Source organism: Spirillospora sp. NPDC047279 (assembly GCF_040643285.1).
Lineage (GTDB): Bacteria > Actinomycetota > Actinomycetes > Streptosporangiales > Streptosporangiaceae > Spirillospora.
In genome coordinates this window covers 1-24738 of the sequence record NZ_JBEYUA010000009.1, presented here as the reverse complement: position 1 = coordinate 24738, position 24738 = coordinate 1, and the positions used below count along the sequence as shown (strand labels likewise).

Below are 24738 nucleotides of genomic sequence, written 5' to 3'. Positions count from 1 at the left end.
ACCGCTTGTTCAGGGACAGAGCTCTGCGGCACTGCGCTCAGAACGCTGTTGACGAGAATTCTAGAACAGGATTCTGGTTCCGTGCGGCAGTGACCTTACTCTCACCCCGAACCGTCACACCGAATCTGACTCCAGTGTCGGGGACTGCTCTCCGGAACGCTTGGCCGGGGTGTCCCCCGCGCCGCTTCCGTCACCCTGGGCGCCATCTTGGACACCGGCGGGGCCATGCCCCGGCGCGGCCGCCTTGGCGGGCCTCTTGGGCGAGGCGAGGCTGGCGACGGTGACCGCCACCAGGGTGCCGCCGATGACCGACAGCGAGAGCCAGATCGGGATCTCCGGCGCCCACGAGACGCCGTACTCGTGCATGGCGTGGAAGACCAGCTTGACGCCGATGAAGCCGAGGATGAACGCCAGGCCGTGGCTGAGGTAGACCAGCCGCTCGGCCAGCCCGCCCAGCAGGAAGTACAGCTGGACCAGGCCCATCAGGGCGAACGCGTTGGCGGTGAAGACCAGGTAGGGCTCGGTGGTGAGGCCGAAGATCGCCGGGATCGAGTCGAGCGCGAAGAGCACGTCGGTGGAGCCGATGGCGATCATCACGATGAGCAGCGGCGTGAACATCCGCCGGCCGTTCCGCCTGGTGACGACCTTGTGGCCCTCGTAGTCGTCGGTGGTGCGGATGTAGCGCTTGGCCAGGCGCAACATCCGGTTCTCCTTGACCTCGTCCTCGTCGTCACCGCGGACCAGGCCGATGGCGGTCCAGATCAGGATGCCGCCGAAGATGAAGAAGACCCAGGTGAACTGGGAGATGGCCGCCGCGCCGACGGCGATGAAGACGCCCCGCAGGATCAGCGCGATCACGATGCCGACCATGAGCACCTTGTGCTGGGCGTTCTTGGGCACGGCGAACCTGGTCAGGATCACCATGAAGACGAAGAGGTTGTCGACGCTGAGGCTCTTCTCGGTGACGAACCCGCCGAAGAACTCGGCCGCGTACCGGCCGCCGGAGAACACCCACACCCCGAGGCCGAAGACCACCGCCAGGCCGATGTAGATCGTCGACCAGAAGGCCGCCCTGCGGGTGGTGAACTCCTTGCTCTCGTCCCTGTTGATCAAGAACAGGTCGATCGTGATGACGGCGAGGATCCCGATCAGGGTCAGGCCCCACACCCATGGCGATACGTTCATTGACACCTCCGGCGGCATGGCAGAGCGCCGGAGGTCTCTCCCGCCCGGGCTGGCTGGACCGACGGCCCCGGGCCGATATGGATCGACCGTGCTGACGAGACCGCCGCGCAGGGATACTCCCCTCCACTGATCTGGTCCAACGCCCGCGGCGATCACCTGGTTCCCGACTCCGGGGACTTTTTACGGAAAGCCCGAACTCCCCCGACGGTTTGTCCGTCTAAGGGCCTTTCGTGGCGTTCAGCGGGTCTGGGGGCGCAGTTCCAGGTAGAGGGCGGCCAGCTGGTCGACCGCATCGGCCTCGGTGGGCAGCGAGGTGGCCCGCTGGGCGCCCGCGGCACCGAGCCGCACGGCGAGGCCGGGATCGTCCAGGACGCGGCTGACGGCCCGCTCCAGGGCCGCGGGGTCGCCGGGCGGCACCAGGAGCGCGGCGTCGCTCTCCGGGCCGTGCAGGACCGGATCACCGGGCTTGGCGGGCCCGGCGGGCGCGGCGCCGACCATCATGGGGATCCCGCCGACCCGGGTGGCGACGAGCGGCCGGCCCGCCCGCAGGATCTCCTGGACGATGAGCGGCTGCCCCTCCCACACGCTCGGCACGACGGCGACGTCGGCCGCCGCGAGCAGCTCCGGGACGTCCGGACGCCGGCCGAGCAGCCGCACCGGCAGGTCCTCGCGGTCGATCCGGGCGCCGAGCTCGTCCTCCAGCGGGCCGTCGCCGACGATCGCGACCAGCGGCGGCGGGGTGCGCCGGCCCCAGCCCTCGGCGGCGTCCAGGAGCGTCGGCAGGCCCTTCTGGGCGGCGAGCCGGCCCACCGTGACGATCAGGGGCCGGTCCCCCACGCCCAGCTCGCCGCGGATGTCGGCCCGCGCGGCGGGTCCTGGTTGCGCTCCGGGCGCCGGAGCGGGAACGAGGGCGTGGCCGACCGAACGGGCGCCCAGCTCGCGCATCCGCTCCTCCAGATCGGGCGAGACGCCCAGCACCCGGTCCGCTCCGCGCGCGACGAGCCGCTCGAGCGCGCCGTAGACCGCCGCCGTCCGTCCTCCCGCGATCACCGCGTTGTGCAGCGTCACGACCACCGGCGGGCCGCCCTTGGCGAACCGCAGCGGCCCCGGCGCCACCCGGACGCACGCGGTCACCACCAGGGCGCCGGCGCGCAGGCCGTGGGCGTGCACGACGTCGGCGTCGCGCAGCAGGGTCCGGAGCCTGCGGACCGCCCGCGCGTCGTTCAGCGGGCGCGGCCGGTCGGCGAGGTCGACCTCGGTGAAGCGCACGCCCGAGCCGCCGAAGCCGAACAGCTCCTCGGTCGACGCGGGCCCGCAGACCAGGACGCGGGCACCCGCCTCGGCCAGCCCGGCGGCGACGGACCGCACATGGCGCCCCACCCCGCCGGCACTGGTGCCGAGCACCAGGGCCACCCGCATCCCGTTCAGCTCCGTCTCGGACCTTCGCCCCGCGTCAGACATTGCGCGTCACCCTCCGGCTGAGTACGGCCCGCAGATCCCGGCCGTCGATCATGAACGCGACCACCAGGAACACCAGGGCCGCCACCACGCCCGCCAGCGCGGCGACTCCCACGTTCATCAGCTGTCCCCCGGTGCCGAGCGCGGCGGCGGTCGCGTAACCGGCCGCGCCTCCGGCGGCGGCGCCGGCGAGCCCGGCGGCCAGCGCCCGCGGCACACCGCCGACGGCCGCCCTCCCGCGCGCCCGGACCAGCGTCGCCAGCAGCAGTATCCCCGCCACGGTCATGCCGATGGTGTTGCCCAGGCCGAGCGCGGCGACGATCCAGCCCCGTTCGGCCGAGAACACCAGCACCAGATCGGCCACCATGACCACGAGCCAGCCCGCCACGACGGCGAGCGCCCCCATCTTGCCGCGGCGGCACGCGAACAGCACCCGCCCGAGATGGGCGACCAGCCCGTACCCCAGCAGGCCGGGCGCGAACGCCAGGACCGCCCGGGTGAGCACCTCCTGCTGGAGCTCCAGCCCGGGGTTGAACAACACCGCGATGGGCAGCGCGACCGCGGCCAGGGCGGCGATGCCGGCGCACGACACCAGGATGACCGCGCGGGTGGTCGCGGCGGTGATCCGGTCGAAGCGCGCGGTGTCGCCCTCGCTGACGCGCGCCGACAACATCGGGAACGCGCTGGTGGCGATGGGCACCGCGAGGATCGCCCAGGGCAGCAGGTAGATGGCCCAGGCGTACTGGTAGTTGGCCAGCGCGCCGCCGACGCCCTCGTAGCTGAGCCGGACGACCAGCAGCGCCGAGAGCTGCTGGGCGGCGACCGTGGCCAGGCCCGCGATGGCGAGCCGGCGCACGCGCCGTGCCACCCCGTCGGGGAAGCTCAGCGTCGGCCGCAGGCCCAGCCGCAGCCGCCAGGCGGCGAACCCGGCCGTGACCGCCATCGCCACGCCGCCCATCGCGGTGCCGATGGCCAGCACCAGCTCGGCGTCCAGCGGCAGGTTCTCCAGGTCGTTCTCGTAACCGCGGCCGAGCGGCTCGTACAGCAGGTAGGCGCCGATGACCACCAGGCTGGACATCAGCGGCGCGAGCGCGGGCGCCACGAACCTGCGGTGCGACTGGAGCACCCCGTACAACACCACCGCCAGCCCGTACATGATCATCTGCGGCGCCATGATCACGAGCATGTCGGTGCCGACCGAGACGATGCCCGAACGCGAGCAGCCGCCCAGGTCGCCGCCGACCATCAGGTTCATGATCGGACCGGCCAGCAGTGCCATGAGCAGCGACAGCGGCACCATCAGCAGGACGATCCACGTCAGCAGCGCCGAGCTGATCCGGCGCACCGCCTCCTTGTCGCCGCGTTCGGCCGGGCCGGCCAGAACGGGCACCACCATGCTGGCCAGCGCGCCGCCCGCCACGATCTCGTACACGATGGCCGGGAACTGCGTGGCGGTGAAGTACGCCTGGCTCAGGCAGGACGTGGTGACCGTCTGCGAGAAGATGTAGGTGCGGCCGAACCCCGCGAGCCGCGACAGGACCGTGATGACCCCGATGACGACCGCGGCGCCCGCGAGGCCGCGGGTGAGACGGCGGAGAGAAGGTGACAAGGCGGGACCGTCAGACCGTGGGGTCTCCGGCGCGCGTCGAGGTCGAGCGGGGCTCGGGCACCGCCTCATGGGCGTCCGAGCCCGCGGTGTCCAGGCCCGCGGTGTCCGTGTCCGCGGTGTCCGTGTCCGCGGTGTCCGTGTCCGCGGTGTCCGTGCCCGTCACGTCCGTGCCCGCGCTCTCCGCGGGCGCCGGAGCGGGGGCCGCGACCGGGCGGCGGCCGAGCATGTCGATCCAGTCGAGCGCCGGCGTCTGCTTGATCACCTTGGTGAAGCTGACGTACTCGCTGGCCGCGTTGAGACCGACGAGCCCGGCGAACACCGCCAGGCGCGGCCCGCGGCCGAGCCGGGTGGCGGCCAGCCCGAGCAGGGCGCCCAGCGCGTTGGAGCCGGTGTCGCCCAGCATCGCGCGCTCGCCCAGGTCTTCGGGGAGCAGCGCGGCGGCGGCGCCCAGCGGCGCGGCGACCACGGCGGCGCCGGACGAGGTGAGCGCCAGCGGAGCACCGGTGATCAGCCCGACCTTGATCGCGCGTCCGGGGCGCAGGTCGAACAGGTTCATCAGGTTGGCCGAGCCCGCCACGATCGCGCCGTTGAGCAGCGTGTCGAACGCGCGGCCGGTACGGGTGGGCGCGCCGGACCCGGCGATCGCGGCGGCCGCCAGGCCGGTGGCGCCGATGCCGAGGATCTTGACCGCTCCGCTGGTGACCTCGCCGCGGGCGAGCGCGGTCAGGTGCCCCTTGAAGCCGCGCGAGGAGGTCGTGCCGGCCAGGTCGTCGTACCCGCCGAGAACGCCGGAACCGAGGCCGGCGATCAGCGCGGCGGCGCGCATGCGGCCGCCGAGGCCCGGGGTCAGCAGCCCGCCCGCGGCGGCGCCGGCGACGAACGCCGGGCCCTCCAGCAGGGTGACGGGCTCACCGCGGTGGTTGGTGCGGCCCCACACCTCGTCGCCGGGCAGCCCGTTGAGGCCGGGCGGGCGGCGCGTCAGCGCGACGTAGGCGGCACGGCCCGCGGCGGCGCCGAGCGCGGTCCCGATGAGCAGTCTCCGCATCGCGGGTCACCCGGCCTTTCCGGCGGCGGGCGCGGGCGAGGGCAGGTAGCCGCTCGCGTCGGGCCCGATCCCGTACTGGCCGGCCTTGCCCGCCAGCTCGTCCTGGAGCGACAGGATGACGACCACCTGGCCGGACGACTTGTCGGCCATGTCGACCGACGAGACGTTCTTGTCGACGTCCGAGCCGCGCAGGGCGCTGATCAGGCCGCCCTTCTGCGCCGCGGTGTTGGGCCCGCCGAGGACGGTGCCGCCGGCGGCGGCGTCGAGCGCGGTGGTGACCGACAGCAGCGCCTTGTTGTCGGTGTCGCCGCCGGACGCGGTGTAGGGGGTCGAGGGTGCCATCACGACGGCGAGTGTCGCATGCTGGCCGGGCTTCCCGCTGGTGGTCACGTAACCCGCCTGCTTGAATCCGCCGAGGACCGCGCCGCCGGAGGCGTCCTCGCGGCCCGCCTTGGCCGTGTCCTTGGTCACGATCGCGCTGGCCAGCACCGCGCCCGCCTTGTCGTAGGCGCTCGCGTCGGAGGCGAACGTGACGCCCTCCGGCTTGAGCTGCCCGGCGAGGATGTCGACGGTCTGCTCCTGGTCGTCGTTCAGGAACTTCTTCTGGATCGTCACCCGTCCGGTGACGGTGGCTCCCGCCTGCTGGGCCAGCTCGCTGACCTGCTCGAGCGCCTCGCTGGCCGCGCCGGGGGTCTCGACGAAGACCACCGACTGGCCGCGCAGCCGCTCGGTGACGATCTGCGGGCCGAGGACCTGGGCGAACTGTTCCTCGCCCCGGATCTGCTGGGTCAGCGTGGTGTTCTCGGCGCGCAGCCTGTCGCCGCGCTCCTTGGCCGCCGTGGCCTGGCTGCGCAGGCTGTCGGCGACCGACTGGGAGAGCGTGGTGGAGCCCAGGATGATGCCGAGCGCCAGCGCGAGGAAGATCGCGACGATGGAGACGAGGTGGTATCGAAAATCGATCACGTGAAGAGTCCGGTCAGCCAGAAGAGGAAGGCGTGCCAGCGGTCGGCCAGCAGCGGGAGCAGCACGTCCCCGGCCGGCGACATGATCACGGCGGTGGTCATGGCGATGAACGCGCCGAGCACCAGGAACAGCAGCGACCAGGTGGAGATGCGGCTGCGGTAGAGGCGGCTCACGCCCTTGGCGTCGACGAGCTTGCTGCCGACCCGGAGCCGGGTGAGGAAGGTGCTCGCCATGCCGGCCCGGCCCTTGTCGAGGAACTCCACCATGTTGGCGTGCGTGCCGACGGCGACGATGAGCGTGGCGCCCTTGTCGTCGGCGAGCAGCATGGCGATGTCCTCGCTGGTCGCGGTCGCCGGGAAGACGACGGCCTCGCGGCCGAGCTCCTCCACCCGCTTGAGGCCGGGCGCGCGGCCGTCCCGGTACGCGTGCACGACGATCTCGGCGCCCGAGGTCAGCGCGTCGTCGGAGACCGAGTCCATGTCCCCGACGATCATGTCGGGCCGGTAGCCGGCCTCCATGAGCGCGTCCGCGCCGCCGTCGACCCCGATCAGGACCGGCCGGTATTCGCGGATGTACGGGCGGAGCGCGGCGATGTCCTCGCGGTAGTGGTAACCGCGCACCACGATCAGCACGTGCCGGCCGTCGATGCGGGTCGTCACCTCGGGCACGCCGACGCCGTCGATGAGCAGGTCGCGCTCGCGCTTGACGTACTCCATCGTGTTGGCGACGAACGCCTCGAGCTGGTGCGACAGGCCCGCCTTGGCCTCGGTCAGCGCCTCCTCGACGCGCTCGGGCGTCTGCACGGTGCCCTTGGCGACGACCTCGTCGCCGCGGTAGACGGTCTCGTCCTCGATCCGGACGAGGTCGCCCTCCTTGAGCTTGGCGAAGATCTCCGGCCCGACGTCGTCCAGGAGCGGGATGCCCGCCTCGACCAGGATCTGCGGCCCCAGGTTGGGATAGCGGCCGGAGATGCTGGGCGCGACGTTGACCACCGCGGCGACCTGACAGGACACCAGCGCCTCGGCGCTGACCCGGTCGATGTCGACGTGGTCGATCACGGCGATCTCGCCGGGCTCCAGCCGCTTGGTGAGGTCCTTGGTGCGCCGGTCGAGCCGCGCCGCGGCGTTGACGCCGTTCGGGCCGTCCTCCTTGCCGCGGCCCAGGGCGCGCACGCGGCGCTGGAGCCTCGGCGAGATCAGCGCGCGACGCTCGGTGGTCGGAGACGGGTCGTTCATCGGTTGCCATCCTGCCAGAGCGCGGGAGACGACACCTGTAACGACGAACGGCAGGGCGTGTTCGTTCGTGCACTGTCGGTCGCTTTGGCGCGCTTCGCGACCGCCGCCAGGCCCGTCTCCCGGTGGGCCTCCAGGTCAGTGCTCCTCGGCCGCCAGCTGCAGCAGCTCCTCGGCGTGGGCGCGGCCCAGCTCGGAGTCCTCCAGGCCGGCGAGCATGCGCGACAGCTCGCGGAGCCTGCCCTCGCGGTCGAGGGCGGTCACGCCGCTGCTGGTGACCAGTCCGTCGCTGGACTTCTCCACCAGCAGATGCTGGTCGGCGAACGCGGCCACCTGCGGAAGATGTGTGACGACGATCACCTGGGCGTTGCGGGCCAGCCGGGCGAGCCGCCGGCCGATCTCGACCGCCGCCTTGCCGCCGACGCCCGCGTCGACCTCGTCGAAGACGAACGTCGGGACGGGGTCGGCGCCGGCGAACACCACCTCGATGGCGAGCATCACCCGCGACAGCTCACCGCCGGAGGCGCCCTTGTGCAGCGGCAGCGGCGTGGCGCCCGGGTGGGGCGCGAGCCGCACCTCGACCTCGTCGGCGCCGTGCGGCCCGTACTCGGGCGTCCGGGTGACCGAGACCACGACGCGGGCGTGCGGCATCGCCAGCGCGGTGAGCTCCTCGGTGACGGCGGCGGAGAAACGTTCGGCGGCGCGGGTGCGCACCGCCGTCAGCTCGGCGGCCTCGGCGGCGAGCCGTTCGGTGAGCTCGGCCTCCTCCGCCTGGAGCGCCTCGATGCGCTCGTCGTCGCCCTCCAGCTCGGTGAGGCGCGCGGCGGACGCGGCCGACCACTCCAGGACCGCGTCGAGGGTCTCGCCGTACTTGCGGGTCAGGCCGGTCAGCTCGGCGCGCCGCTCCTGGACGGCGGCCAGCCGCGCCGGGTCGGCCTCGACGGACTCGGCGTAGGACGCGAGCTCGGTGCCGGCGTCCGACACCAGGTATCCGGCCTCGGCGAGCCGGTCGGCCAGCGCGGCGAGCGCCGGGTCGTGGTCGCGCACCGCGTCGAGCGCGTTGCGCGCCGAGCCGAGCAGGCCGACCACGTTGGCCGCCTCGATCGCCGCCGCCGGGTCGCCCAGCAGCGCCTCGTGGGCCGTGGTCGACGCGCTGCGCAGCGCGTCGGCGTGCCCCAGGCGCTCCTCCTCGGCGGCCAGCTCGACGTCCTCGCCCGGCTTGGGGTCGGCCTTCTCGATCTCCTCCAGGCCGAAGCGGAGCATGTCGGCCTCCTGGGCGCGTTCGCGCGCCCGGGTGGTCAGCTCCTCCAGCAGCGCGGTGACCTGCCGGTGCCGCTGGTAGGCGGCGGTGTAGGCGCGCATCGGCTTGGTCAGCGCGCCGCCCGCGTAGCGGTCGAGCGCGCCGCGCTGGCGCCCGGCCTGCAGCAGCCGCTGCTGGTCGGACTGGCCGTGCACGGCCACCAGGTCGTCGGCGAGGTTGATGAGCAGGCTGACCGGCACCGACCGGCCGCCGAGGAACGCGCGCGAGCGGCCCTCCGCGGACACCGACCGGGTGATGATCAGGGCGCCCTCGTCGAGCTCGCCGCCGGCCTCCTCGACCCGTTCGACCACCCGGCCGCCCGGATCGATCACGATCCGGCCCTCCACGGTGGCCCGTTCGGCCCCCGGCCGGACCCGCTGGGGGTCGGCACGGCCGCCGAACATCAGGCCCAGGCTGGTGACCACCATGGTCTTGCCCGCGCCGGTCTCGCCGGTGACGACGTTGAACCCCGGCGACAGGTCCAGCACGGCCTCGTCGATCACACCGAGGCCCTGGATCCGCACCTCATCGACCATCGGACGCACCAGCGTCAACCCCTCGTGAACAGAACCCGTGTCCGGGCCTCGCCGTCTCGCGGTTTCGCTGGTGAGATTATCGCTCTTGTCCACGTCCGGCCTCCCCCGCCGAGGGCGGGGTTTCGTCACACACCGGCGTCGCCGCCGCCGCGCCGTCCACCGCCCCGGCCGCTCCGTCGCCGCTGACCTGCCCGGACGCACCCGGCCCTGCCATCTGGCCGGCCTCGCCCCGTCCCTCCGGCGCACCCTGAGTGACCTCGCCGCCGGGTACGCGTGGCGTGTCTTCGTTCGATACGGCGTTCTGGCGGACCCTGCCGCGCCAGCCGGTCACCGGCAGGCCGAACTTGGTGACGAGCCGGTCGGTGAACGGGGTCAGGTGCAGGCGGGCCAGCCGTACCGGATCGGCGCCCCGGCGCACCTCGACCCGCGCGCCCGGCGGCAGGTCGAGCGTGCGGCGGCCGTCGCACCACAACACCGCGCGCGGCGTGCCGGGCAGCACCTCGATCGCCAGCGTCGAACGCGGCGACACGACGATCGGCCGGGCGAACAGCGCGTGCGCGCTGATGGGGACCACCAGCATCGCCTCCACCTCGGGCCACACGATCGGGCCGCCCGCCGAGAACGCGTAGGCGGTCGACCCCGTCGGCGTCGCGCACACCACGCCGTCGCAACCCCAGTTGGACAGCGGCCGCCCGTCGATCTCGGCGACGACCTCGAGCATGCGCTCGCGCTCGGCCTTCTCGACGGTCGCCTCGTTGAGCGCCCACGTCGTGCCGGTGACCGTCCCGTTGCGGCGCACCATGACGTCGATGGTCATGCGCTCCTCGACGTCGTAACGCCGCGTGACGACCCGTTCGACGGTGGCCGTGAGGTCCTCGCGCTCGGCCTCCGCCAGGAACCCGACGTGCCCGAGGTTGACGCCGAGCAGCGGCGTGCCCGCGGGCCTGGCCAGGTCGGCGGCGCGCAGCAGCGTGCCGTCGCCGCCCAGCACCATGACCACCTCGGCGCCCTCGGCCGCCGCCGGGGTGCCCGGCATGACCTCCACGCCGGCGCAGCCGATGTCGGCGGCCTCGCCCTCCAGCACCCGCACGCCGATGCCGGCCCCGCTGAGGCGCTCGATGACCAGCTGCGCGCTGCGGACCGCCTCACGCCGCCCGGTGTGGGCGACGACCAGCACCGACCTTGTGCTCACTGGGGCCCCTCCGTGATGGCCTTCTTCAACCCGGCCTCGTCCAGGGGCGGCGCGTCGGCGCGCAGCCACAGGAAGTACTCCACGTTGCCCGACGGGCCGGGCAGCGGGCTGGCCGTCACGCCCCGCACGCCCAGGCCGAGCGTCCGCGCGTGCGCGGCCACGTCCCGCACCGCCTCCGCGCGCAACTCGGGATCGCGCACCACACCTCCCGCGCCGACCCGTTCCTTACCCACTTCGAACTGCGGTTTCACCATGAGCGCGTAGTCGGCGCCGGGAGCGGCGCACGCCTTGACGGGCCCCAGCACGAGCTTCAGCGAGATGAACGACAGGTCGCCCACCACCAGGTCCGGCGCCGCCGCCTCGGGCTGCCCGAGCTGCTCCGGGGTGAGATCACGGACGTTGACACGTTCGAGCACGGTCACCCGCTCATCGGTCCGCAACGACCAGGCGATCTGCCCGTACCCCACGTCGACCGCGTAGACCCTCGCCGCACCGGCGCGCAACAGCACGTCGGTGAACCCGCCGGTCGAGGCGCCCGCGTCCAGGCACACCCGCCCCTCGGGCCGCAGATCCGCGAACGCCTCCAGCGCCCCGGCCAGCTTGTGCCCGCCGCGCGAGACGTACTCGGGCCCGGCGTCGCCGGTGTCGACCACGATCGCCGCCCCGGTCTCCACCTGCGTGGCCGCCTTGCCCGCCGTCTGCCCGCCGACCTTGACCCGCCCGTCCGCGATCAGCTGCCCCGCATGCTCCCGCGACCGCGCCAGCTTCCGCCGCACCAGCTCGGCGTCCAACCGCCGTCGGCTCATCGACCATCGCCCGGCCGACCGCCACCCACCCCACCAGGAACGTCAGGACAAGGCACCCCACCACCCTGACCGGGCGTCGGACCACCGGGGCGCTGAGCGGCACCACCAGGCCCGGGCACCGGGCCACCCGGGCGCGGCGTGGGGCCACCCGGGCGCGGCGTGGGGCCGCCCGGGCGCGGCGTGGGGCCGCCCGATGCGGGTGCTGGGCCACCTGGGCGTGGCGTGGAGCCGCCCGGACCGGGCCCGGGGCCACCAGGACGCGGGGCGGCAGGGTTCGGGCCGGGCGCGGGAGCGCCGGGACCGCTCGGGCCGAAGCGGGGGTGGGCTGGTGGAGGTGGGGCGTCGGAGTCGTCGTCGGCCGAGACGAGGAGCTCCTGGAGGCGCTGGTGGACGTCCTCGAAGACCTCGACGTGCTCGGGGACCTGCGTACCGCCCAGCCTGCCGAGCGGGGCGAGCGCGGCGTCGACGCGCGGGTCGCCGGTCGGCTCGGGCGGCGGCCCGGCCCGGAACGGCGGCGCGACGTAGGGGGCCGGGGCCGCCTGCCCTCCGGCGGGAGCCGCCGGGGCCGGCGAAGGCGCGCCAGACGCCTCCTGAGCCTCGGCCGGGCCCTGCTGGGCCGTGCCCGGGGGTTGCGGGTGCGGGGCCGCGCTCACGCGCACGCTCCACACCGGCCCGGGACCGGCCGGATCCGGCTCGGGAGCACCGGGGGCGGGCGGGGTCGCCGCCTCCTGGTCCCCGGCGGCGTCGCCAGACATCACGTTTTACCTCCAAGAAGACCCCCGGCCGCGTGCCGCGGGTCGCTTCGGGCTCAGTCAGAACGCTACCGTCCCATCACGACATCGTTGTCGACCGAACGGGGAACGGCCTGACCATGGCGAACGAGGAGGATTGCCGCATCGCCCTCGACCGGGTGGCGGAGCGGCTCGGCGAGGTGGACCCCGACCAGCTCGCCCGGCATGTCGTCGAACGCACGATCAGCTGCCGGATCCCGGATCTGGACGTGGCGTACATGACGCGGCTCCACGCCGGCGGCCTGGACAAGTTCGAGCCGACGGCCGACCCCGGGTCCGCTCAGGTCCGCCTGACCGTGGGCAGCGACGACCTGGTCGCGCTCGCCAACGACGCGCTCAACCCCGCCAAGGCCTGGGCGGCCGGACGGCTCAAGATCGAGGCGAGCATCTTCGACCTCCTCCGGCTCCGCAAACTGCTCTGACGGCGAGAGGCCCTGCCACCCCGGAGGGGCGGCAGGGCCTCGAACGGTGATGCCCGTCAGCGGTGATGGCGGCGCGGCAGTTTGAAGCCGCGTTCGGCCATCAGCGCGCGCAACCGGTCGGGGTAGTCGGTGATGATGCCGTCCACGCCGTCGTCGATCAGCTTGCTCATGGTGGCCGTGTCGTCGACCGTCCAGGGGATCACCTTGATGCCCATCCGGTGCGCCTGGTCGACCATCGCCCTGGTGACGTACGGCCGGTAGGCGGGATCGGTGACCGTGCCGTTCTGCGGGAACCCGTGCACCGGCGAGAACGCCGTCACGCCGAACGACTTGATCGCCTTCAGCGGGTCGCCGCCGAAGTCGTCGATGTCGATCCCGCCCAGCCACGGCGAGGCGCCAGGCTGCCCGACCTGCAAGAAGTCGTAGTTGGTGAGCGCCACCAGCGGCAGCCGCCGCTCGACCTGGCGCATCCGCTTCAGCGCGCCCCAGTCGAAGCTCTGGATCGTCACCTGGCGCAGCAGCCCGGCCCGCCGGACCTCCCGTGCCGTCACCTGGACGAACTGCTCCCGCGGCGCGGTCTCGCTCGGCGCGCCCGCCTCGACCTTGGTCTCCACGTTCAGCGTGACCCCGTACGCGCGGTAGCGGTGGATCAGGCCGAACACCTCGCGCAGCAGCGGCATCCTCGCGCCGGGTGCCGCCCGCTGCCCCGGGAACTCCGCCAGGGTCTGCGAGCCGCAGTCCATGGCGCGGACCTGCTTCAGCGTCAGCGTGTTGATGTACTTGCCCACGTAGGGGAACTCCGGGTCGTCCGGCGTGACGGGCGCGGTGTCCTTGCACTTGCGCGAGTTGACGCGCCGGTCGTGCGTGACGACCGCCTGCCCGTCCTCGGTGATCTGCACGTCCAGCTCGAGCGTGCTGACCCCGAGTTCGAGCGCGTTGGCGAACGCCGGGAGCGTGCTCTCGGCCACCAGCCCGAGCCCGCCGCGGTGCGCCTGCAGGTCGAACGCCCGCCGCTGCCCCTGCCCGGCCGCGGCGGCGGGCTGGACCGCGCTCACGGCCACCGCTCCCCCGAGCCCCGCCGCCACTACGGCGCGACGCCATCTCGTCATGGATCATCCCTTCCGTGTCGTGCGGGACACGGTCCGGTACGGGTACGGCCATCAGGTGATTCCCGGACGAACGAGCGGTGACGCGACGATGCCGATCTCGGCCAGGCCGATGCCGGTCCAGGTCATTGCGCGACCGCCCGGCCGGTGATCGGGTCGAGATCGAACCGGCCCTGCCGCGCGCCGCGCGGCGCGGCGAGATGAGGTGACCCATGAAGCGACTCGTGCCCCTGGCCCTGCTGGCCATACTCGCCACAACCGCCTCCCCGGCGCCGGCGAACGCCCGCCCCGCACCAGAACGGACCGTCCCCCTTCTCGCGGACGCCGCTCCCGCACCGCAGGCCCCTACCCCCGCACTGCCAGGCACCGAGGCGGCTGTCGTAGCGGCGCAAGCGGGCGCCCGGGCTCTACTGGCGGGAGATGGGGCCGCGCTGCCGGGGGGTGGGGGTGTCGAGGTCGATCCGGTGGCGAGCTGGAACTCGCTGGCGCTGGAGTCGGTGCGTCTGGTCCGGGCGAGCGACGCCGACGCGGCGCGTTCGTACGCGATGGTGAACGCGGCCGTCTACGACGCGGTCAACGGCATCGAGGGCCGTCACGCGCGGCGGAAGCGGGCGCACCTGCTCAGGGCGCCCGCCGGGGCACCGGAGCGCGCCGACGAACGCGCGGCAGCGTCGGCGGCGGCCCACGCCGTGCTCGTGCGCCTCTATCCCGACCAGGCGGCCCGCTTCGACGCGCAACTCCAGGCCGACCTCGCCCGGCTCGGCGGAGGCGCGCGGGTCGCCGCGGGCCTCGCGTGGGGACGAACGGTCGGCGCGGACGTCGTCCGGCTCCGCACCACGGACGGCTCACGCCCGGTGGAGAGCCAGGCGGGCGGCACCGGCCCGGGGATCTTCCCCCTGGCCTGGTCGGGCACGCAGTACCGCGCCATGACCCCGTTCGGCATCGCGGACGCGGCGCCCTATGTCGGGCCCGGCCCGGCTCCGCTCACCGGCCTCGACTACGCCGCCGCGTTCGCCGAGGTCAAGCTGGTCGGCGACGCCGCGATCCCGGACGCCGCCAAGGTCGCCCTCTACCAGTACTGGTCGCTCCCGGCCGGTTCGGCGCAGCCACCGGGCGAATGGCTCAAGATCGCCCTTGAGGTGTCCGCGCGGCGCTCGGTGCCGCTCGCGGCGAAGGCCCGTCTCTTCGCCCTGCTCGGCGCGGCGCTCTCGGACGTCTCGATCCCGACCGTGCGGACCAAGTACGTTCATCGGCACTGGCGGCCCGAGACCGCGATCCAGCAGGCCGACACCGACGGCAACCCGCACACCGAGAAGGACCCGAACTGGAAGGCGCGGGCCGGTTCGCCGGGCAGCACGCCGGAGTACGTCTCGGGGCACAGCTCGTTCAGCGCGACCGCCGCCACCGTGCTCGCGGGCTTCTTCTGCGCCGACCGGATCGGGTTCACGCACGTGACCGACTCGGCCCCCGTCGACCCGGCCACCGGGCGGCCGATGGAACGCACGTTCACGGGCTTCTCCGACGCGGCCGCCGACGCGGGCCGGTCGCGCGTGGTGGGCGGCGCGCACTTCGAGTTCAGCAACCAGTCCGGGCTGGCGATGGGCCGGAACGTCGGCTCGGAGGTCCTGGCGCGGAGGCTCCTCTACACGACCGGCCCGACCCATCACGGCCACTGCCCGCTCTAGAGGCCGAGACGTTCCAAGGCGCCCTTCACCGCCTCCGGTGGTGAAGGGGCGTCGGCACGCCAGGCGGCGGCCGCCAGGGCGCGCAGGCCGTCGTAAGGATCGCCCTCGCCGGTGAGCACGATCTGGTCGCCGTCCCAGCGGGCGGTCCAGCCGACGCACGCGTAACCGCCGCCGTCCTCCCGTACCTCCGGATGGGGAACGAGGAGCCCGCCGAGGTCGGCCGCCAGATAGCTGGGACGGTGGCTCGGCCCGGCGGTGAGGGCCGCCAGCGGGTCCGTCACCCCGGTGAAGACCAGCAGGCTGTCGGCGCCGCCGTTGTGGGCGCCCTCGATGTCGGTGTCGAGCCGGTCGCCGACGACCAGGGGGCGTTCGGCCCCGGTACGGATGATGGACTCGTGGTGGAGAGGCCGTTCGGGCTTGCCGGTGACGATGGGGGCGACGCCCGTCGCGGTACGGATCACCTGGAGCAGGGAGCCGTTGCCCGGCCTGGGCACGCCGTCGGCGCCGGGAATGGTGAAATCGCCGTTCGAGCCCACGAAGAGCGCGCCCGCGGCGACCGCCTTGGAGCCCTCGGCGATCAGCCCGTACGAGAGGTTGGGGTCGAAGCCCTGCACGACGGCGGCCGGGCGTTCGGACGCGGTGCTGACGGGACGCAGGCCCCTGGCGTAGAGGGCCTGGCGCAACCCCATGCCGCCGACGACCAGGACCTTGGACCCGGCGGGCAGCCGTTCGGACAGGAGCCGGGCCGCGGCCTGCGACGAGGTCACCACGTCCTCTGGCGACGCCGGCACGCCCACGGTGGTGAGGAGCGCGGCGACGGCGTTGGGCGTCCGGGAGGCGTTGTTGGTCACGAACGCGAGCCGCTGCCCGGCGGCACGCGCCTTCGCCAGGGACTCGGCGGCGGCCGGCACCGGACGGTGGCCCACGTAGACGACCCCGTCGAGGTCGAGCAAGGCCACGTCGTACGCCTCGCTCAGCGGCCGGTCACTGCTCTTCATGAAGTCCCTTCCAGATAGGTGCGCCGGGATCACCCCGACGCAGTACGCCCAAGACACCTAGCCCGTCCACGCCGCCGGGACGCGGCGAGTACGCACCGTACGTGCCGATCCCCGCGGTACATGCCGCGCGGTCCATCCGCCGAAGCACGCCCCGTACGCATGCCCCAGTCCAGACGCTGCGTACAACCGGTTCGCACCACGCAGACGTCCGCACCGGCCGACCAGCCCGCGGCATGCCGGCGGCCGGCGCGGTCCATACGCATGCCCCGGCCCGTACGCGGCGTACAGACCGTCCGCACCACGCAGACATCCGCACCGGGCAACCAGGCCGCGGCGCGCCGGCCGGCGCGGTCCGAACGCATGCTCCGGCCCGTTCGTGGGGTGCGGTCGGATCGCGCCGGGTGGGCGGGGTGGCCTGAAGTGGTCATCTGCGGGAGGCCAGGGTGGCTCGGACGTGGCGGAGGGCGTTGGAGTAGTCCTTGTTGTCCGGGCGCATCGCAGCGGCGAGTGCCAGATGCTCGACCGCGGCCTGGAACTCGCCCATGCGGCTGAGTGAGAGGCCGAGGCCGAACAGGGCGTAGTCCTCGGCCGGATCGGCCTCCACGATCGATCTGAAGCTCTCCGCCGCCTCACCGAAGCGCCGGGCCCCGAACTGCGCCCGGCCCAGTGCCTCGCGAATGCTGCGGGACGCCGGCTCGGCGGCGGCGGCCCGGGTGAGCAGCTGCACGGCGGCCGCGGGACTGCCTGATCTGAGGAGCTCCAGGCCCCTCGTGTACCACTCGTACACCCCGCCGTCCGGAGCGGCGGGCCTTGGTTCCTCGCCCGGGGAATCCTCCGATCGTCCCGGCCCTTGAACACTCATGTGGACCTCTCCTTCGACCCTCATGACGGTACCCGGGCGGGCCGCGCCGCCCCGCCCATCGTTACCATGCCCACAGTGGACGACGATCTCCCTTCCGGGCTGGGCCCAGAGGCCTTCAGCGCGTGGATCTTCGGGGCCGCCGAGCCGGTCGCGGCGACGGGGCTGGAGCTGGCGCCGTTCTGCGGCGTGCGCTTCGCGCCCGAGGTCGTGGGGGATCTGGCGGCCGTCACGTCGCCGCCGTACGACGTGATCGACGAAGAGGCCCTCGGCCGCCTGCTGGCCAGCGACGGGCACAACATCGTCCGGCTGATCCTGCCGCCGACGGCCGCGGAGGGCGCCGACACGCTGCGCCGCTGGCTCACCGTCGGCGCCCTGGCCGCCGATCCCGAGCCGGCCCTCTACGTCTATGAGGCCGCCTCCGGCGAGACCCCCGTCCAGCGGGGCCTGATCGGCGCTCTGGGCCTGCGGGCCGAGAGCAGCGGCGTGGTCCTCCCCCACGAGAACGTCTATCCCGGTCCGGTGCGCAACCGCCTGGAGCTGATGGCCGCGACCCACGCCAATTCCGAGCCGATCTTCTTGATCTACGAGGGCGGCGGCGACGCGGCGACGATCATCGATGAGATCGCCGCGACGACGCCCCTGGTGGAGTTTCAGGGCGGGGACGGGCTGACCCACCGGCTGTGGCTTACCAGCGACCCCGATCACCATGCTCGCGTCGCCGCCGACCTGGGCCCCCGGCAGGCCCTGATCGCCGACGGCCATCACCGCTACGCCACGTACCGGGCCCTCCAGGCACGGCACCACGCCGCCGGGGACGGACCTGGCCCGTGGGACCACGGCCTGGCGCTCCTGGTCGACTCCACCCGCTATCCCCCGTATCTGGGCGCCATTCACCGTGTGCTGCCAGATCTCCCTCCTGCCGAAGCGGTCGCACTCGCCGCGCGGATCTTCCAGGTCACCGAGCAGCCCGACCTGCCCACGGCCCTGGACGCGCTGGCTTCCGTGCGCCACACCGAGCAGGCCACCGCGTTCGTCGTCGGTGGCGGCGAGAGCCTGTACCTGCTCACCGCGACCGGCCTGGCCGACTCCATGCCTGCCGACCACTCCGAACGCTGGCGCGGCCTCGACACCGCCATCCTCGACCGCCTTCTGATCGAGGGCGTCTGGAAGATCCCCGAGGACGAGCGCAGCGTCGAGGTCGTCCACGACGACCCCGCCGCCGCGATCGAACGAGCCCACCGCACCGGCGGCACCGCCGTCATCCTCAACCCCCTCAGCGTGGAGGACGTCCTGGCCGTGGCGGCGGACGGCGATCGCGTCCCGCGCAAGTCCACCTCGTTCGGCCCCAAACCCCGCACCGGCCTAGTGCTCCGCCTCCTCACCCCTAACCACCCCCGAGGAGCCCGGCGCTAAGGGGATCCAGCCTTGGGGCACACGGCATCCGCAGACGCGGCATCTGGGGATGCGGCAGTTGCAGTCACCCCACCCGAAGACACGTCAGCCTCGAACACCTCGGCCTCGGACACGGCGGCCGAGGACACGCCGGACGCGGACATCGCGGCCTCGGACACAGCGACCTCGGCCACAGCGCCTTCGGGCTCCGCGGCCTCGAACACGGCGACCTCGGACACGCCGCACGCGGACACGGCAGCCTCGGACGCGGCGGCCTCGGACACGGCAGCCTCGGGCTCGGCGGCCTCGGGCTCGGTGGTTGGGGATACGGCTACGAGGGCGGCGTCGTAGACCTCTACCTCGTAGCGGCCGATCCTGAGGTCGTCGCCCTTCCAGAAGCGGCGGCGGAGGGAGCCGCGGACCTCGATGAGGTCGCCGCGGCGCCAGGTGGAGCTCTGGTCGGCAACGGCGGACACCCAGCTGGCGCAGGCGAGGGTGTCGACCATGCGGCGCCGGCCGGGCTCGGATCGAGGCCGGTCGACGATCAACCGCCAGGCGACGACCAGTCCGGAGGGCAGGTCGCGGCGCAGCGGGTCCTCGGCCAGCCTGCCGAGCAGGACGACGTCGTTCACATGCGGGCAGGTCATGTCGACTCCTCAGGGTGAAGAGATGCTTTCGCTCTGGAGTCGATCCTGGAAGACAGGACCCCGGCAGCGGAAGCCCGGACCGAAACTGTGGATAACCGGGGCGCCGGGGGGCGATGATCTGTCCATGGACACCGAGACCACGGTCACGCCGCTGGGCGGTGACGTCTACGAGATCGACACGCGGATGGCGGGGTACACGGGCATCACCGCCGGCTACCTGATCCTGTCCGACCGGCCATGTCTGGTGGAGCCGGGGACCGCGGGTTCGGCACCGGTCGTCCAGCGGGCGCTCACCGAGCTGGGCGTGGGCCCGCAGGACCTGGCGAGCGTGGTCGTGACGCACATCCACCTCGACCACGCGGGCGGGGTCGGGGACATCGCCGAGATGTACCCGCAGGCCGAGGTCGTCGTCCACGAGAAGGGCGCACGGCACCTGGTGGGCCCGGAACGGCTGATGCGCAGCGCCCGGATGGTGTACGGGGACGCGCTCGACCGGCTTTTCGGGGAACTCAAGCCCACCGACGCGGCACGGATCCGGGCCGTGGAGGAGACCGGCGCGATCGACCTGGGGGGCGGGCGGCGGCTCGAGTCCTACTACTCCCCCGGGCACGCCAAGCACCATGTCGGCCTGATGGACTCGTTCACGGGCGACCTGTACGTGGGCGACGCCGCCGGCATCTACATCCCGGAGACCGCCGACGTGCGGCCCGCGACGCCTCCTCCGGACTTCGATCTGGAGACGGCGCTGCGGTCACTGGCCAAGTTCCAGGCCTTGCAGCCCGAACGGCTGCTGTTCGCGCACTACGGGCCGGTGTCCGAGGTGACCGACGTTCTCGAACGGTCGGCCGAGGAACTGCGGGTGTGGGTCGACGCGGTGAAGGACGCCCGCGACGAGGGACTCGACCTCGACCATGCGGCGGCGATGGTGCGGGAACGCACCCAGGACCGTTACCGCATGACCAAGGAGATCACCGACCCGGAGACCATCGAGAAGTACGAGGTCCTGAACGGCGCGGTGAGCAACGTCGCCGGGATCATGCACGCCCTCGACCGCCACGCCTGACACGAACGCGACCAGCACCACCTATGTGACCGACGCGGTCGGCGTGCTCGGAAGCGGACGTGACAGGCGCGGACGTGACAGGCGCGGACGTGACAGGCGCGGACGTTGTCGGCGCGCCCCTGGCGCCTGCGCCCGGGTCACAGGTGACCCGGGCGCGTCGACCACGGCCGGCGCGGACGGTCAGTGGCGGAAGGGGCCGGTCACCTCGAACGTGTGGCCGTCGGTGCCCGCCACGAAGCCGCTCTTGCCACGCTGGGACGAGAAGTACAGGCGGGAGCCGTCGGGCGAGAACGCGGGCCCGGTGATCTCGGACTCGTCGTGGCCGACGACGCGCAGGAACGGCGTCACGACACCGTCGGGCGTGATGAGGTTGATCTCCATGTTGTCGCCGTCCTCGGCGATGTAGAGGTCGCCGGAGGCCGCGCCGGTGATGTTGTCGACGCCGTGCAGCGGGGCGGCGCCGCCGGGGACCAGGTCGTCGTCGTACGCCAGGTCGAGCCGTTCGGCGTTGGCGTCGTACGCCCACACGCGATTGTCGCCCTTGGTGGTGAAGTAGCAGATGCCGCCCGCGTAGTAGCAGCCCTCGCCGCCCGAGAAGCGCATCGCGCCCTGCACCTGGTCACGGGTGGGAGTCAGCCACATCTGCGGGTTGGGGACGTTCGCCCAGCGCACCGCGCCCAGGCCGGTGCCGATCAGCACCTGAAGCGTGCCCTTGGACAGGTCGCCCCAGGTAGTGGGCAGGAATCGGTAGAAGCACCCGTTCCCGACGTCCTCGGTCATGTAGACGACCTTGCGCACCGGGTCGCAGGCGGCGGCCTCGTGCTTGAACCGTCCCATCGCCGGGTGCGCCTTGGCCGCCTTCTGACCGTACGGGTCGGTCTCGTACACCAGGCCGAAGTCGTGCTCCTCGCACGACAGCCAGGTGTTCCAGGGCGTCGCGCCGCCCGCGCAGTTGAGCGTGGTTCCGTTGAGGATGCGGTACGCCGAGGTGATCTTGCCGGTGGCGTCGAACTTCACCGCCGACGCTCCGCCCACGACCGGCACCTCGGAGTTGCTCACGTAGACCCACCCGGCACCGTCGCGGTAGCACGCGCCGCCATCGGGCGCCGGGTGCCAGGTGTACCGCGTTCCCTCGACCCTCTGCAGCGACCGCGCCACCACCCGGCTGGTGAAACCGGCGGGCAGCTGCACGCCGTTGCCGTCGGCGGCGAGCAGCGGCCCGTACGGGCCGGGGCCGGGCTGCGCGGGGCCCGCGAACGCCTGCTGCCACAACGCGCCCGAAAAGGCGGTCGTACCACCGGCGATCGCGGTGGTGCGCAGGAACGTACGTCGGTTCAGGGCGATGGGCATGATGCTCCCTCACAGGCTTCGCTCGACCGGCGAAGTCCATCACCGCCGGATTACTCCGGCGACCCCCGACTGGCACGATCTTGCGAATATTCGGTGAAGAGCACCCACGCGTCAACCCCTGCCGCAGGGGACACCGGTCCACCTGCGGCAAGGCGTTGTCGGGTCATCACTCGGCTGGGGGACGCTGCTCCTGGCCGGCCGGGTCATCGGTCGTCTTGGGCTCCAGGAAGACCACCGAGTGCTCGGGAGCCTCCTCGCCGGGTCCCTCGTCCTCGCGAACCTCGTCCTTGGCGGCCGCCGTGCCGCTGGGGGGCGCCTCAGCGGGCTGGAACGCGATGGCGGTCGGGTCGGGCGCGTCCAGCACCCCGATCTCGACCCGCCCCTCCGGCGCCCCCTGCTCGTCCGAACGTTCCGACGTCACCTCATCCGCAACGGCCGCACCATCGTCGGACGAAGCGTCCTCCTCAGCAGCGTCGCCGAACGTAGCGGCATCCTCCTCAGCGCCGTCGCCGGACGAGGCGTCCAGCTCCTCGTCAGCGCCGTCGAACGAAGCGGCAGCTCCTTCAGCATCGCCCGCGGACGAAGCGGCAGCACCTTCAACATCGCCCGCGGACGAAGCGGCAGCACCTTCAACATCGCTCGCGGACGATGCGACAGCTCCTTCAGGAACGTCCTCGGAGGAAGCGTCCGCCTCCTCAGCGACACCCTCAGAGGGCGTGTCCGCAGCCTCGACAACCTCGTTGGAGGGAGCGACGGCCTCCTCAGCAACGCCGTCCGAAGAAGCGACGACCGCGACGCCACGGCCGTCGCCGGAGTCGCCGTCAGCGTCGGTCTCTGCGGCCGTGTCGGCAATGGCCGCGGCGCCGTCCTCGTCCTCGCCGTCCTCGGTGTCGAGGATCTCGAGGCCTTCCAGCTCGGCGTACCGTTCGGCGGCATCGGTCTCGTCGTCGCGGTCCGCCGCGGCGGCGCGCGCGAACCACTCGCTCGCCTCCACCTTGCGCCCGGCCTCGGCCAGGGCGTCGGCGTACGCGTAGAAGAGCCGGGCCGACCACGGTCGGAGCCGCCGGTCCTTGAGCTCGGGAATCTGCAACGTCACCACGGCGGCCTCGACCTGCCCGAGGTCACGCCGCGCACCGGACTCCACGATCCGAAGCTCGACTCGGCCCATCGGGTCGAGCCGCTTGGCCTCCGGCGACTTGACCAGGTCGAGTGCCCGCTCGGGACGGCCCAGACCACGTTCACAGTCGGCCATCACCGGAAGGTACGAGTCGTCGCTCGTGCTCAGGCGGCGCGCCGCCCGCAGCTCGGCGAGCGCCTCGGCCCACTCCCCCGCGCGGTAGGCGGCGAGGCCCGCGGCCTCACGCACCAGACCGACGCGCGAAGCCAGCCGGCGTGCCTCCCGGGCGTGCTTGTAGGCGGCCTCGGGGTCTTCCTCCGCCAGCCGTCCCGCCATCACGAGACGCCGGGCGACCCGGCTCGCCAGGTCCTTCGGAAGCGTGCGGAGCTCGGCACGCGCGTCGGCGTCCAGCTCCTCACCGGTCACATCGTCAGGGAGCAGCGGAACGTCGTGCTGCGGCGTCTCGTTCTCTCGCTCGCGCCGTTCCGGCTGAGGTCCGCGATCACGCGGCGGACCGTACGAGCGGTCTCCGCCACGACGCGGACCGCCACGGTCCCTGTCACGGTCGCCGAACGGCTTGCCCGGGCGGCCTCCACGACGGTCGTCGCGTGGTCCGCCTTGACCACGGGGACGGTCACGATCGCCGAACGGCTTGCCGCCGCGCCGGTCCTCGAAGGGCTTCCCGGGCCGCGAGCCACGCCGGTCATCACGCTGACCACCCGGCCGCGAGCCACCACGGTCCCCGAAGGGACGCGGACCCCGCCGATCGTCCCGCTCCCCGTAAGAACGCGAACCGCCCCGGTCATCACGCCCACCTTGCGAACGCGACCCACCCCGATCGTCACGCCCACCGTAGGGACGCGAACCACCACGGTCATCACGCTGACCAAAGGGACGCGAACCGCCCCGATCGTCACGCTCACCTTGAGGCCGCGATCCACCACGGTCATCGCGCTCACCAGAAGGACGCGGACCCCGCCGATCGTCACGCTCACCATAGGGACGCGAACCGCCCCGATCGTCACGCTGCCCATACGGACGCGAACCACCACGGTCGTCCCGCCCACCGTAGGGACGCGAACCACCACGGTCATCACGCTGACCATAGGGACGCGGAGCGCCCCGATCGTCGCGCTGGCCGTAAGGACGTGAGCCGCCGCGCTCGCCGGACGAGCGCTTCGGGCCAGAACCCCGACGGTCGTCACGGTCGCCGGGCTTCGGACCACGCCGGTCGTCGAACCGACGCTCACCGCCAGGTCCGCCCCGCCGCTCTGAATCACGGTCCTTGCGGAACCCATCACGGTCCTTGCGGAATCCACCAGGCCGTTGCTGTCCGCCACCGCCGCCTTGTCCGCGGAACGGGCGGTCCTTGGGGCGTCCTTGGAAACGGCCTTCGCCGCGGGGGCCGCCGCCGGAGCGCGGTCCGCGTGAGGACTCGTCCCGGCCGCCCTCCTCGCCGGCCGGACGACGGTCCTCAGAACGCTTGAAGGGAGGACGCCCCGGCTTCCCACGGTCGTCACGCTGACCGCCGCCGGGTCGGCCCTTCCACGAGCCGCCGCGCGGGCCGGACTCTCCACGATCACGGTCACGGCCGCGCGAGCCCTGGGCACCGCCCTTAGGCGCGCCTCCACGCGGGCCGCCGCTCTTGCGGGGCCCCTGTCCGCCAGGTCCGCCGCGGGGCTTCCCATCACGCTGGGAAGGCTTGCCGCGACCCCCGTCGTCGCCCCGCCGCTCGCGGCGCTCGTCCTTGCGGCCGTCCTCTTCCGCGCTCATCACGATCCGTCACTGTTCTCGTTGGCTCATGGACCTGCATCCCATTTTGACAGGTCCAAGACATGCATCGAGGGCCGCCCCACGAACCGGGGGCGGCCCTCGACCAATATATGTCCGGCGGTGTCCTACTCTCCCACACAGTCTCCCGTGCAGTACCATCGGCGCTGAAGGGCTTAACTTCCGGGTTCGGGATGGGACCGGGTGTT

At 72.9% G+C, this 24738-nt stretch carries 19 protein-coding genes, 1 rRNA gene and 1 pseudogene; 4 read left to right on the top strand and 17 right to left on the bottom strand.

Annotated features, from left to right (window positions below):
- Positions 1-114: 114 nt before the first annotated feature.
- The 9 genes and pseudogenes from ABZ810_RS23280 to ABZ810_RS23240 form a co-directional block, all read right to left on the bottom strand.
- Positions 115-1185, bottom strand: a complete 1071-nt coding sequence (locus ABZ810_RS23280) for a TerC family protein (RefSeq protein ID WP_358406320.1) — start codon at positions 1183-1185, stop codon at positions 115-117.
- Positions 1186-1422: 237 nt separating this feature from the next.
- The gene (locus ABZ810_RS23275) at positions 1423-2646 is read right to left on the bottom strand and encodes a glycosyltransferase family 4 protein (RefSeq protein WP_358406318.1); all 1224 of its coding nucleotides are present in this window, start codon (positions 2644-2646) and stop codon (positions 1423-1425) included.
- Positions 2639-4252: a lipid II flippase MurJ gene (locus ABZ810_RS23270; RefSeq protein ID WP_358406316.1), complete on the bottom strand. Its 1614-nt coding sequence runs from the start codon at positions 4250-4252 to the stop codon at positions 2639-2641. The genes ABZ810_RS23275 and ABZ810_RS23270 overlap by 8 nt, the downstream gene beginning before the upstream one ends.
- A 10-nt stretch (positions 4253-4262) precedes the next feature.
- Positions 4263-5297, bottom strand: coding sequence for a hypothetical protein (locus tag ABZ810_RS23265; RefSeq protein ID WP_358406315.1), 1035 nt, complete (start codon positions 5295-5297; stop codon positions 4263-4265).
- A gap of 6 nt (positions 5298-5303) precedes the next feature.
- Entirely contained in the window at positions 5304-6260 is a 957-nt protein-coding gene (locus tag ABZ810_RS23260) for a copper transporter (RefSeq protein WP_358406313.1), read from the bottom strand.
- Entirely contained in the window at positions 6257-7495 is a 1239-nt protein-coding gene (gene steA / locus ABZ810_RS23255) for a putative cytokinetic ring protein SteA (protein WP_358406312.1), read from the bottom strand. The genes ABZ810_RS23260 and steA overlap by 4 nt, the downstream gene beginning before the upstream one ends.
- A 135-nt stretch (positions 7496-7630) precedes the next feature.
- Positions 7631-9328, bottom strand: coding sequence for a DNA repair protein RecN (gene recN, locus ABZ810_RS23250; protein ID WP_358406310.1), 1698 nt, complete (start codon positions 9326-9328; stop codon positions 7631-7633).
- Positions 9329-9635: 307 nt separating this feature from the next.
- Positions 9636-10520 (bottom strand): annotated as a pseudogene (locus ABZ810_RS23245) (NAD kinase); the annotation flags it as partial.
- On the bottom strand, positions 10517-11326 hold the full coding sequence (locus ABZ810_RS23240; protein WP_358406309.1) for a TlyA family RNA methyltransferase: 810 nt from the start codon (positions 11324-11326) through the stop codon (positions 10517-10519). The pseudogene ABZ810_RS23245 and the gene ABZ810_RS23240, both read right to left, overlap by 4 nt.
- An 871-nt stretch (positions 11327-12197) precedes the next feature.
- On the opposite strand from ABZ810_RS23240, the gene ABZ810_RS23235 reads away from it, so the two are divergent.
- On the top strand, positions 12198-12539 hold the full coding sequence (locus ABZ810_RS23235) for an SCP2 sterol-binding domain-containing protein (protein WP_358406308.1): 342 nt from the start codon (positions 12198-12200) through the stop codon (positions 12537-12539).
- A gap of 56 nt (positions 12540-12595) precedes the next feature.
- Here ABZ810_RS23235 and ABZ810_RS23230 read toward each other — a convergent pair whose 3' ends face one another.
- Positions 12596-13648, bottom strand: a complete 1053-nt coding sequence (locus ABZ810_RS23230) for a glycerophosphodiester phosphodiesterase family protein (protein WP_358406306.1) — start codon at positions 13646-13648, stop codon at positions 12596-12598.
- A gap of 461 nt (positions 13649-14109) precedes the next feature.
- Here ABZ810_RS23230 and ABZ810_RS23225 point away from each other — a divergent pair, with 461 nt between their 5' ends.
- On the top strand, positions 14110-15330 hold the full coding sequence (locus ABZ810_RS23225; protein ID WP_358406305.1) for a vanadium-dependent haloperoxidase: 1221 nt from the start codon (positions 14110-14112) through the stop codon (positions 15328-15330).
- Here ABZ810_RS23225 and ABZ810_RS23220 read toward each other — a convergent pair.
- Together ABZ810_RS23220 and ABZ810_RS23215 are read right to left on the bottom strand one after the other, a co-directional pair.
- Positions 15327-16328 (bottom strand): HAD-IIA family hydrolase, encoded by a 1002-nt coding sequence (locus ABZ810_RS23220; protein ID WP_358406303.1) that lies wholly within the window; start codon positions 16326-16328, stop codon positions 15327-15329. The two genes, ABZ810_RS23225 and ABZ810_RS23220, sit on opposite strands and share 4 nt — an antisense overlap.
- A gap of 424 nt (positions 16329-16752) precedes the next feature.
- Entirely contained in the window at positions 16753-17190 is a 438-nt protein-coding gene (locus ABZ810_RS23215; RefSeq protein WP_358406302.1) for a tetratricopeptide repeat protein, read from the bottom strand.
- Between the two features lie 66 nt (positions 17191-17256).
- Here ABZ810_RS23215 and ABZ810_RS23210 point away from each other — a divergent pair, with 66 nt between their 5' ends.
- The gene (locus tag ABZ810_RS23210; RefSeq protein WP_358406301.1) at positions 17257-18603 is read left to right on the top strand and encodes a DUF1015 domain-containing protein; all 1347 of its coding nucleotides are present in this window, start codon (positions 17257-17259) and stop codon (positions 18601-18603) included.
- Here the strand turns inward: ABZ810_RS23210 and ABZ810_RS23205 are convergent.
- Positions 18600-19229 carry a single-stranded DNA-binding protein gene (locus tag ABZ810_RS23205; RefSeq protein WP_358406298.1) on the bottom strand — a complete coding sequence of 210 codons (630 nt, stop codon included), beginning with the start codon at positions 19227-19229 and terminating at the stop codon, positions 18600-18602. The two genes, ABZ810_RS23210 and ABZ810_RS23205, sit on opposite strands and share 4 nt — an antisense overlap.
- A gap of 124 nt (positions 19230-19353) precedes the next feature.
- Here ABZ810_RS23205 and ABZ810_RS23200 point away from each other — a divergent pair, with 124 nt between their 5' ends.
- Positions 19354-20292 carry an MBL fold metallo-hydrolase gene (locus ABZ810_RS23200; protein WP_358406297.1) on the top strand — a complete coding sequence of 313 codons (939 nt, stop codon included), beginning with the start codon at positions 19354-19356 and terminating at the stop codon, positions 20290-20292.
- Between the two features lie 180 nt (positions 20293-20472).
- Here ABZ810_RS23200 and ABZ810_RS23195 read toward each other — a convergent pair whose 3' ends face one another.
- The 4 genes from ABZ810_RS23195 to rrf all read right to left on the bottom strand — a co-directional run.
- Positions 20473-21642, bottom strand: a complete 1170-nt coding sequence (locus tag ABZ810_RS23195; protein ID WP_358406296.1) for an alkaline phosphatase PhoX — start codon at positions 21640-21642, stop codon at positions 20473-20475.
- A gap of 166 nt (positions 21643-21808) precedes the next feature.
- On the bottom strand, positions 21809-23185 hold the full coding sequence (locus tag ABZ810_RS23190) for a hypothetical protein (protein WP_358406294.1): 1377 nt from the start codon (positions 23183-23185) through the stop codon (positions 21809-21811).
- A complete protein-coding gene (locus ABZ810_RS23185) occupies positions 23182-23853 on the bottom strand; it encodes a hypothetical protein (protein ID WP_358406291.1) in 672 nt (223 codons plus the stop codon). The genes ABZ810_RS23190 and ABZ810_RS23185 overlap by 4 nt, the downstream gene beginning before the upstream one ends.
- A 791-nt stretch (positions 23854-24644) precedes the next feature.
- Positions 24645-24738, bottom strand: a 5S ribosomal RNA gene (rrf, locus tag ABZ810_RS23180); the annotation flags it as partial.

Coding starts and splice junctions, on each gene's coding strand:
- ABZ810_RS23210 (WP_358406301.1), top strand. CDS start 17,257: ATGCCCACAGTGGACGACGATCTCCCTTCCGGGCTGGGCCCAGAGGCC.
- ABZ810_RS23230 (WP_358406306.1), bottom strand. CDS start 13,648: ATGACGAGATGGCGTCGCGCCGTAGTGGCGGCGGGGCTCGGGGGAGCG.
- ABZ810_RS23195 (WP_358406296.1), bottom strand. CDS start 21,642: ATGCCCATCGCCCTGAACCGACGTACGTTCCTGCGCACCACCGCGATC.
- steA (WP_358406312.1), bottom strand. CDS start 7,495: ATGAACGACCCGTCTCCGACCACCGAGCGTCGCGCGCTGATCTCGCCG.
- ABZ810_RS23185 (WP_358406291.1), bottom strand. CDS start 23,853: ATGACCGTGGTGGTTCGCGTCCCTACGGTGGGCGGGACGACCGTGGTG.
- ABZ810_RS23235 (WP_358406308.1), top strand. CDS start 12,198: ATGGCGAACGAGGAGGATTGCCGCATCGCCCTCGACCGGGTGGCGGAG.
- ABZ810_RS23275 (WP_358406318.1), bottom strand. CDS start 2,646: ATGTCTGACGCGGGGCGAAGGTCCGAGACGGAGCTGAACGGGATGCGG.
- recN (WP_358406310.1), bottom strand. CDS start 9,328: ATGGTCGATGAGGTGCGGATCCAGGGCCTCGGTGTGATCGACGAGGCC.
- ABZ810_RS23220 (WP_358406303.1), bottom strand. CDS start 16,328: ATGAAGAGCAGTGACCGGCCGCTGAGCGAGGCGTACGACGTGGCCTTG.
- ABZ810_RS23240 (WP_358406309.1), bottom strand. CDS start 11,326: ATGAGCCGACGGCGGTTGGACGCCGAGCTGGTGCGGCGGAAGCTGGCG.
- ABZ810_RS23205 (WP_358406298.1), bottom strand. CDS start 19,229: ATGACCTGCCCGCATGTGAACGACGTCGTCCTGCTCGGCAGGCTGGCC.
- ABZ810_RS23265 (WP_358406315.1), bottom strand. CDS start 5,297: ATGCGGAGACTGCTCATCGGGACCGCGCTCGGCGCCGCCGCGGGCCGT.
- ABZ810_RS23215 (WP_358406302.1), bottom strand. CDS start 17,190: ATGAGTGTTCAAGGGCCGGGACGATCGGAGGATTCCCCGGGCGAGGAA.
- ABZ810_RS23200 (WP_358406297.1), top strand. CDS start 19,354: ATGGACACCGAGACCACGGTCACGCCGCTGGGCGGTGACGTCTACGAG.
- ABZ810_RS23280 (WP_358406320.1), bottom strand. CDS start 1,185: ATGAACGTATCGCCATGGGTGTGGGGCCTGACCCTGATCGGGATCCTC.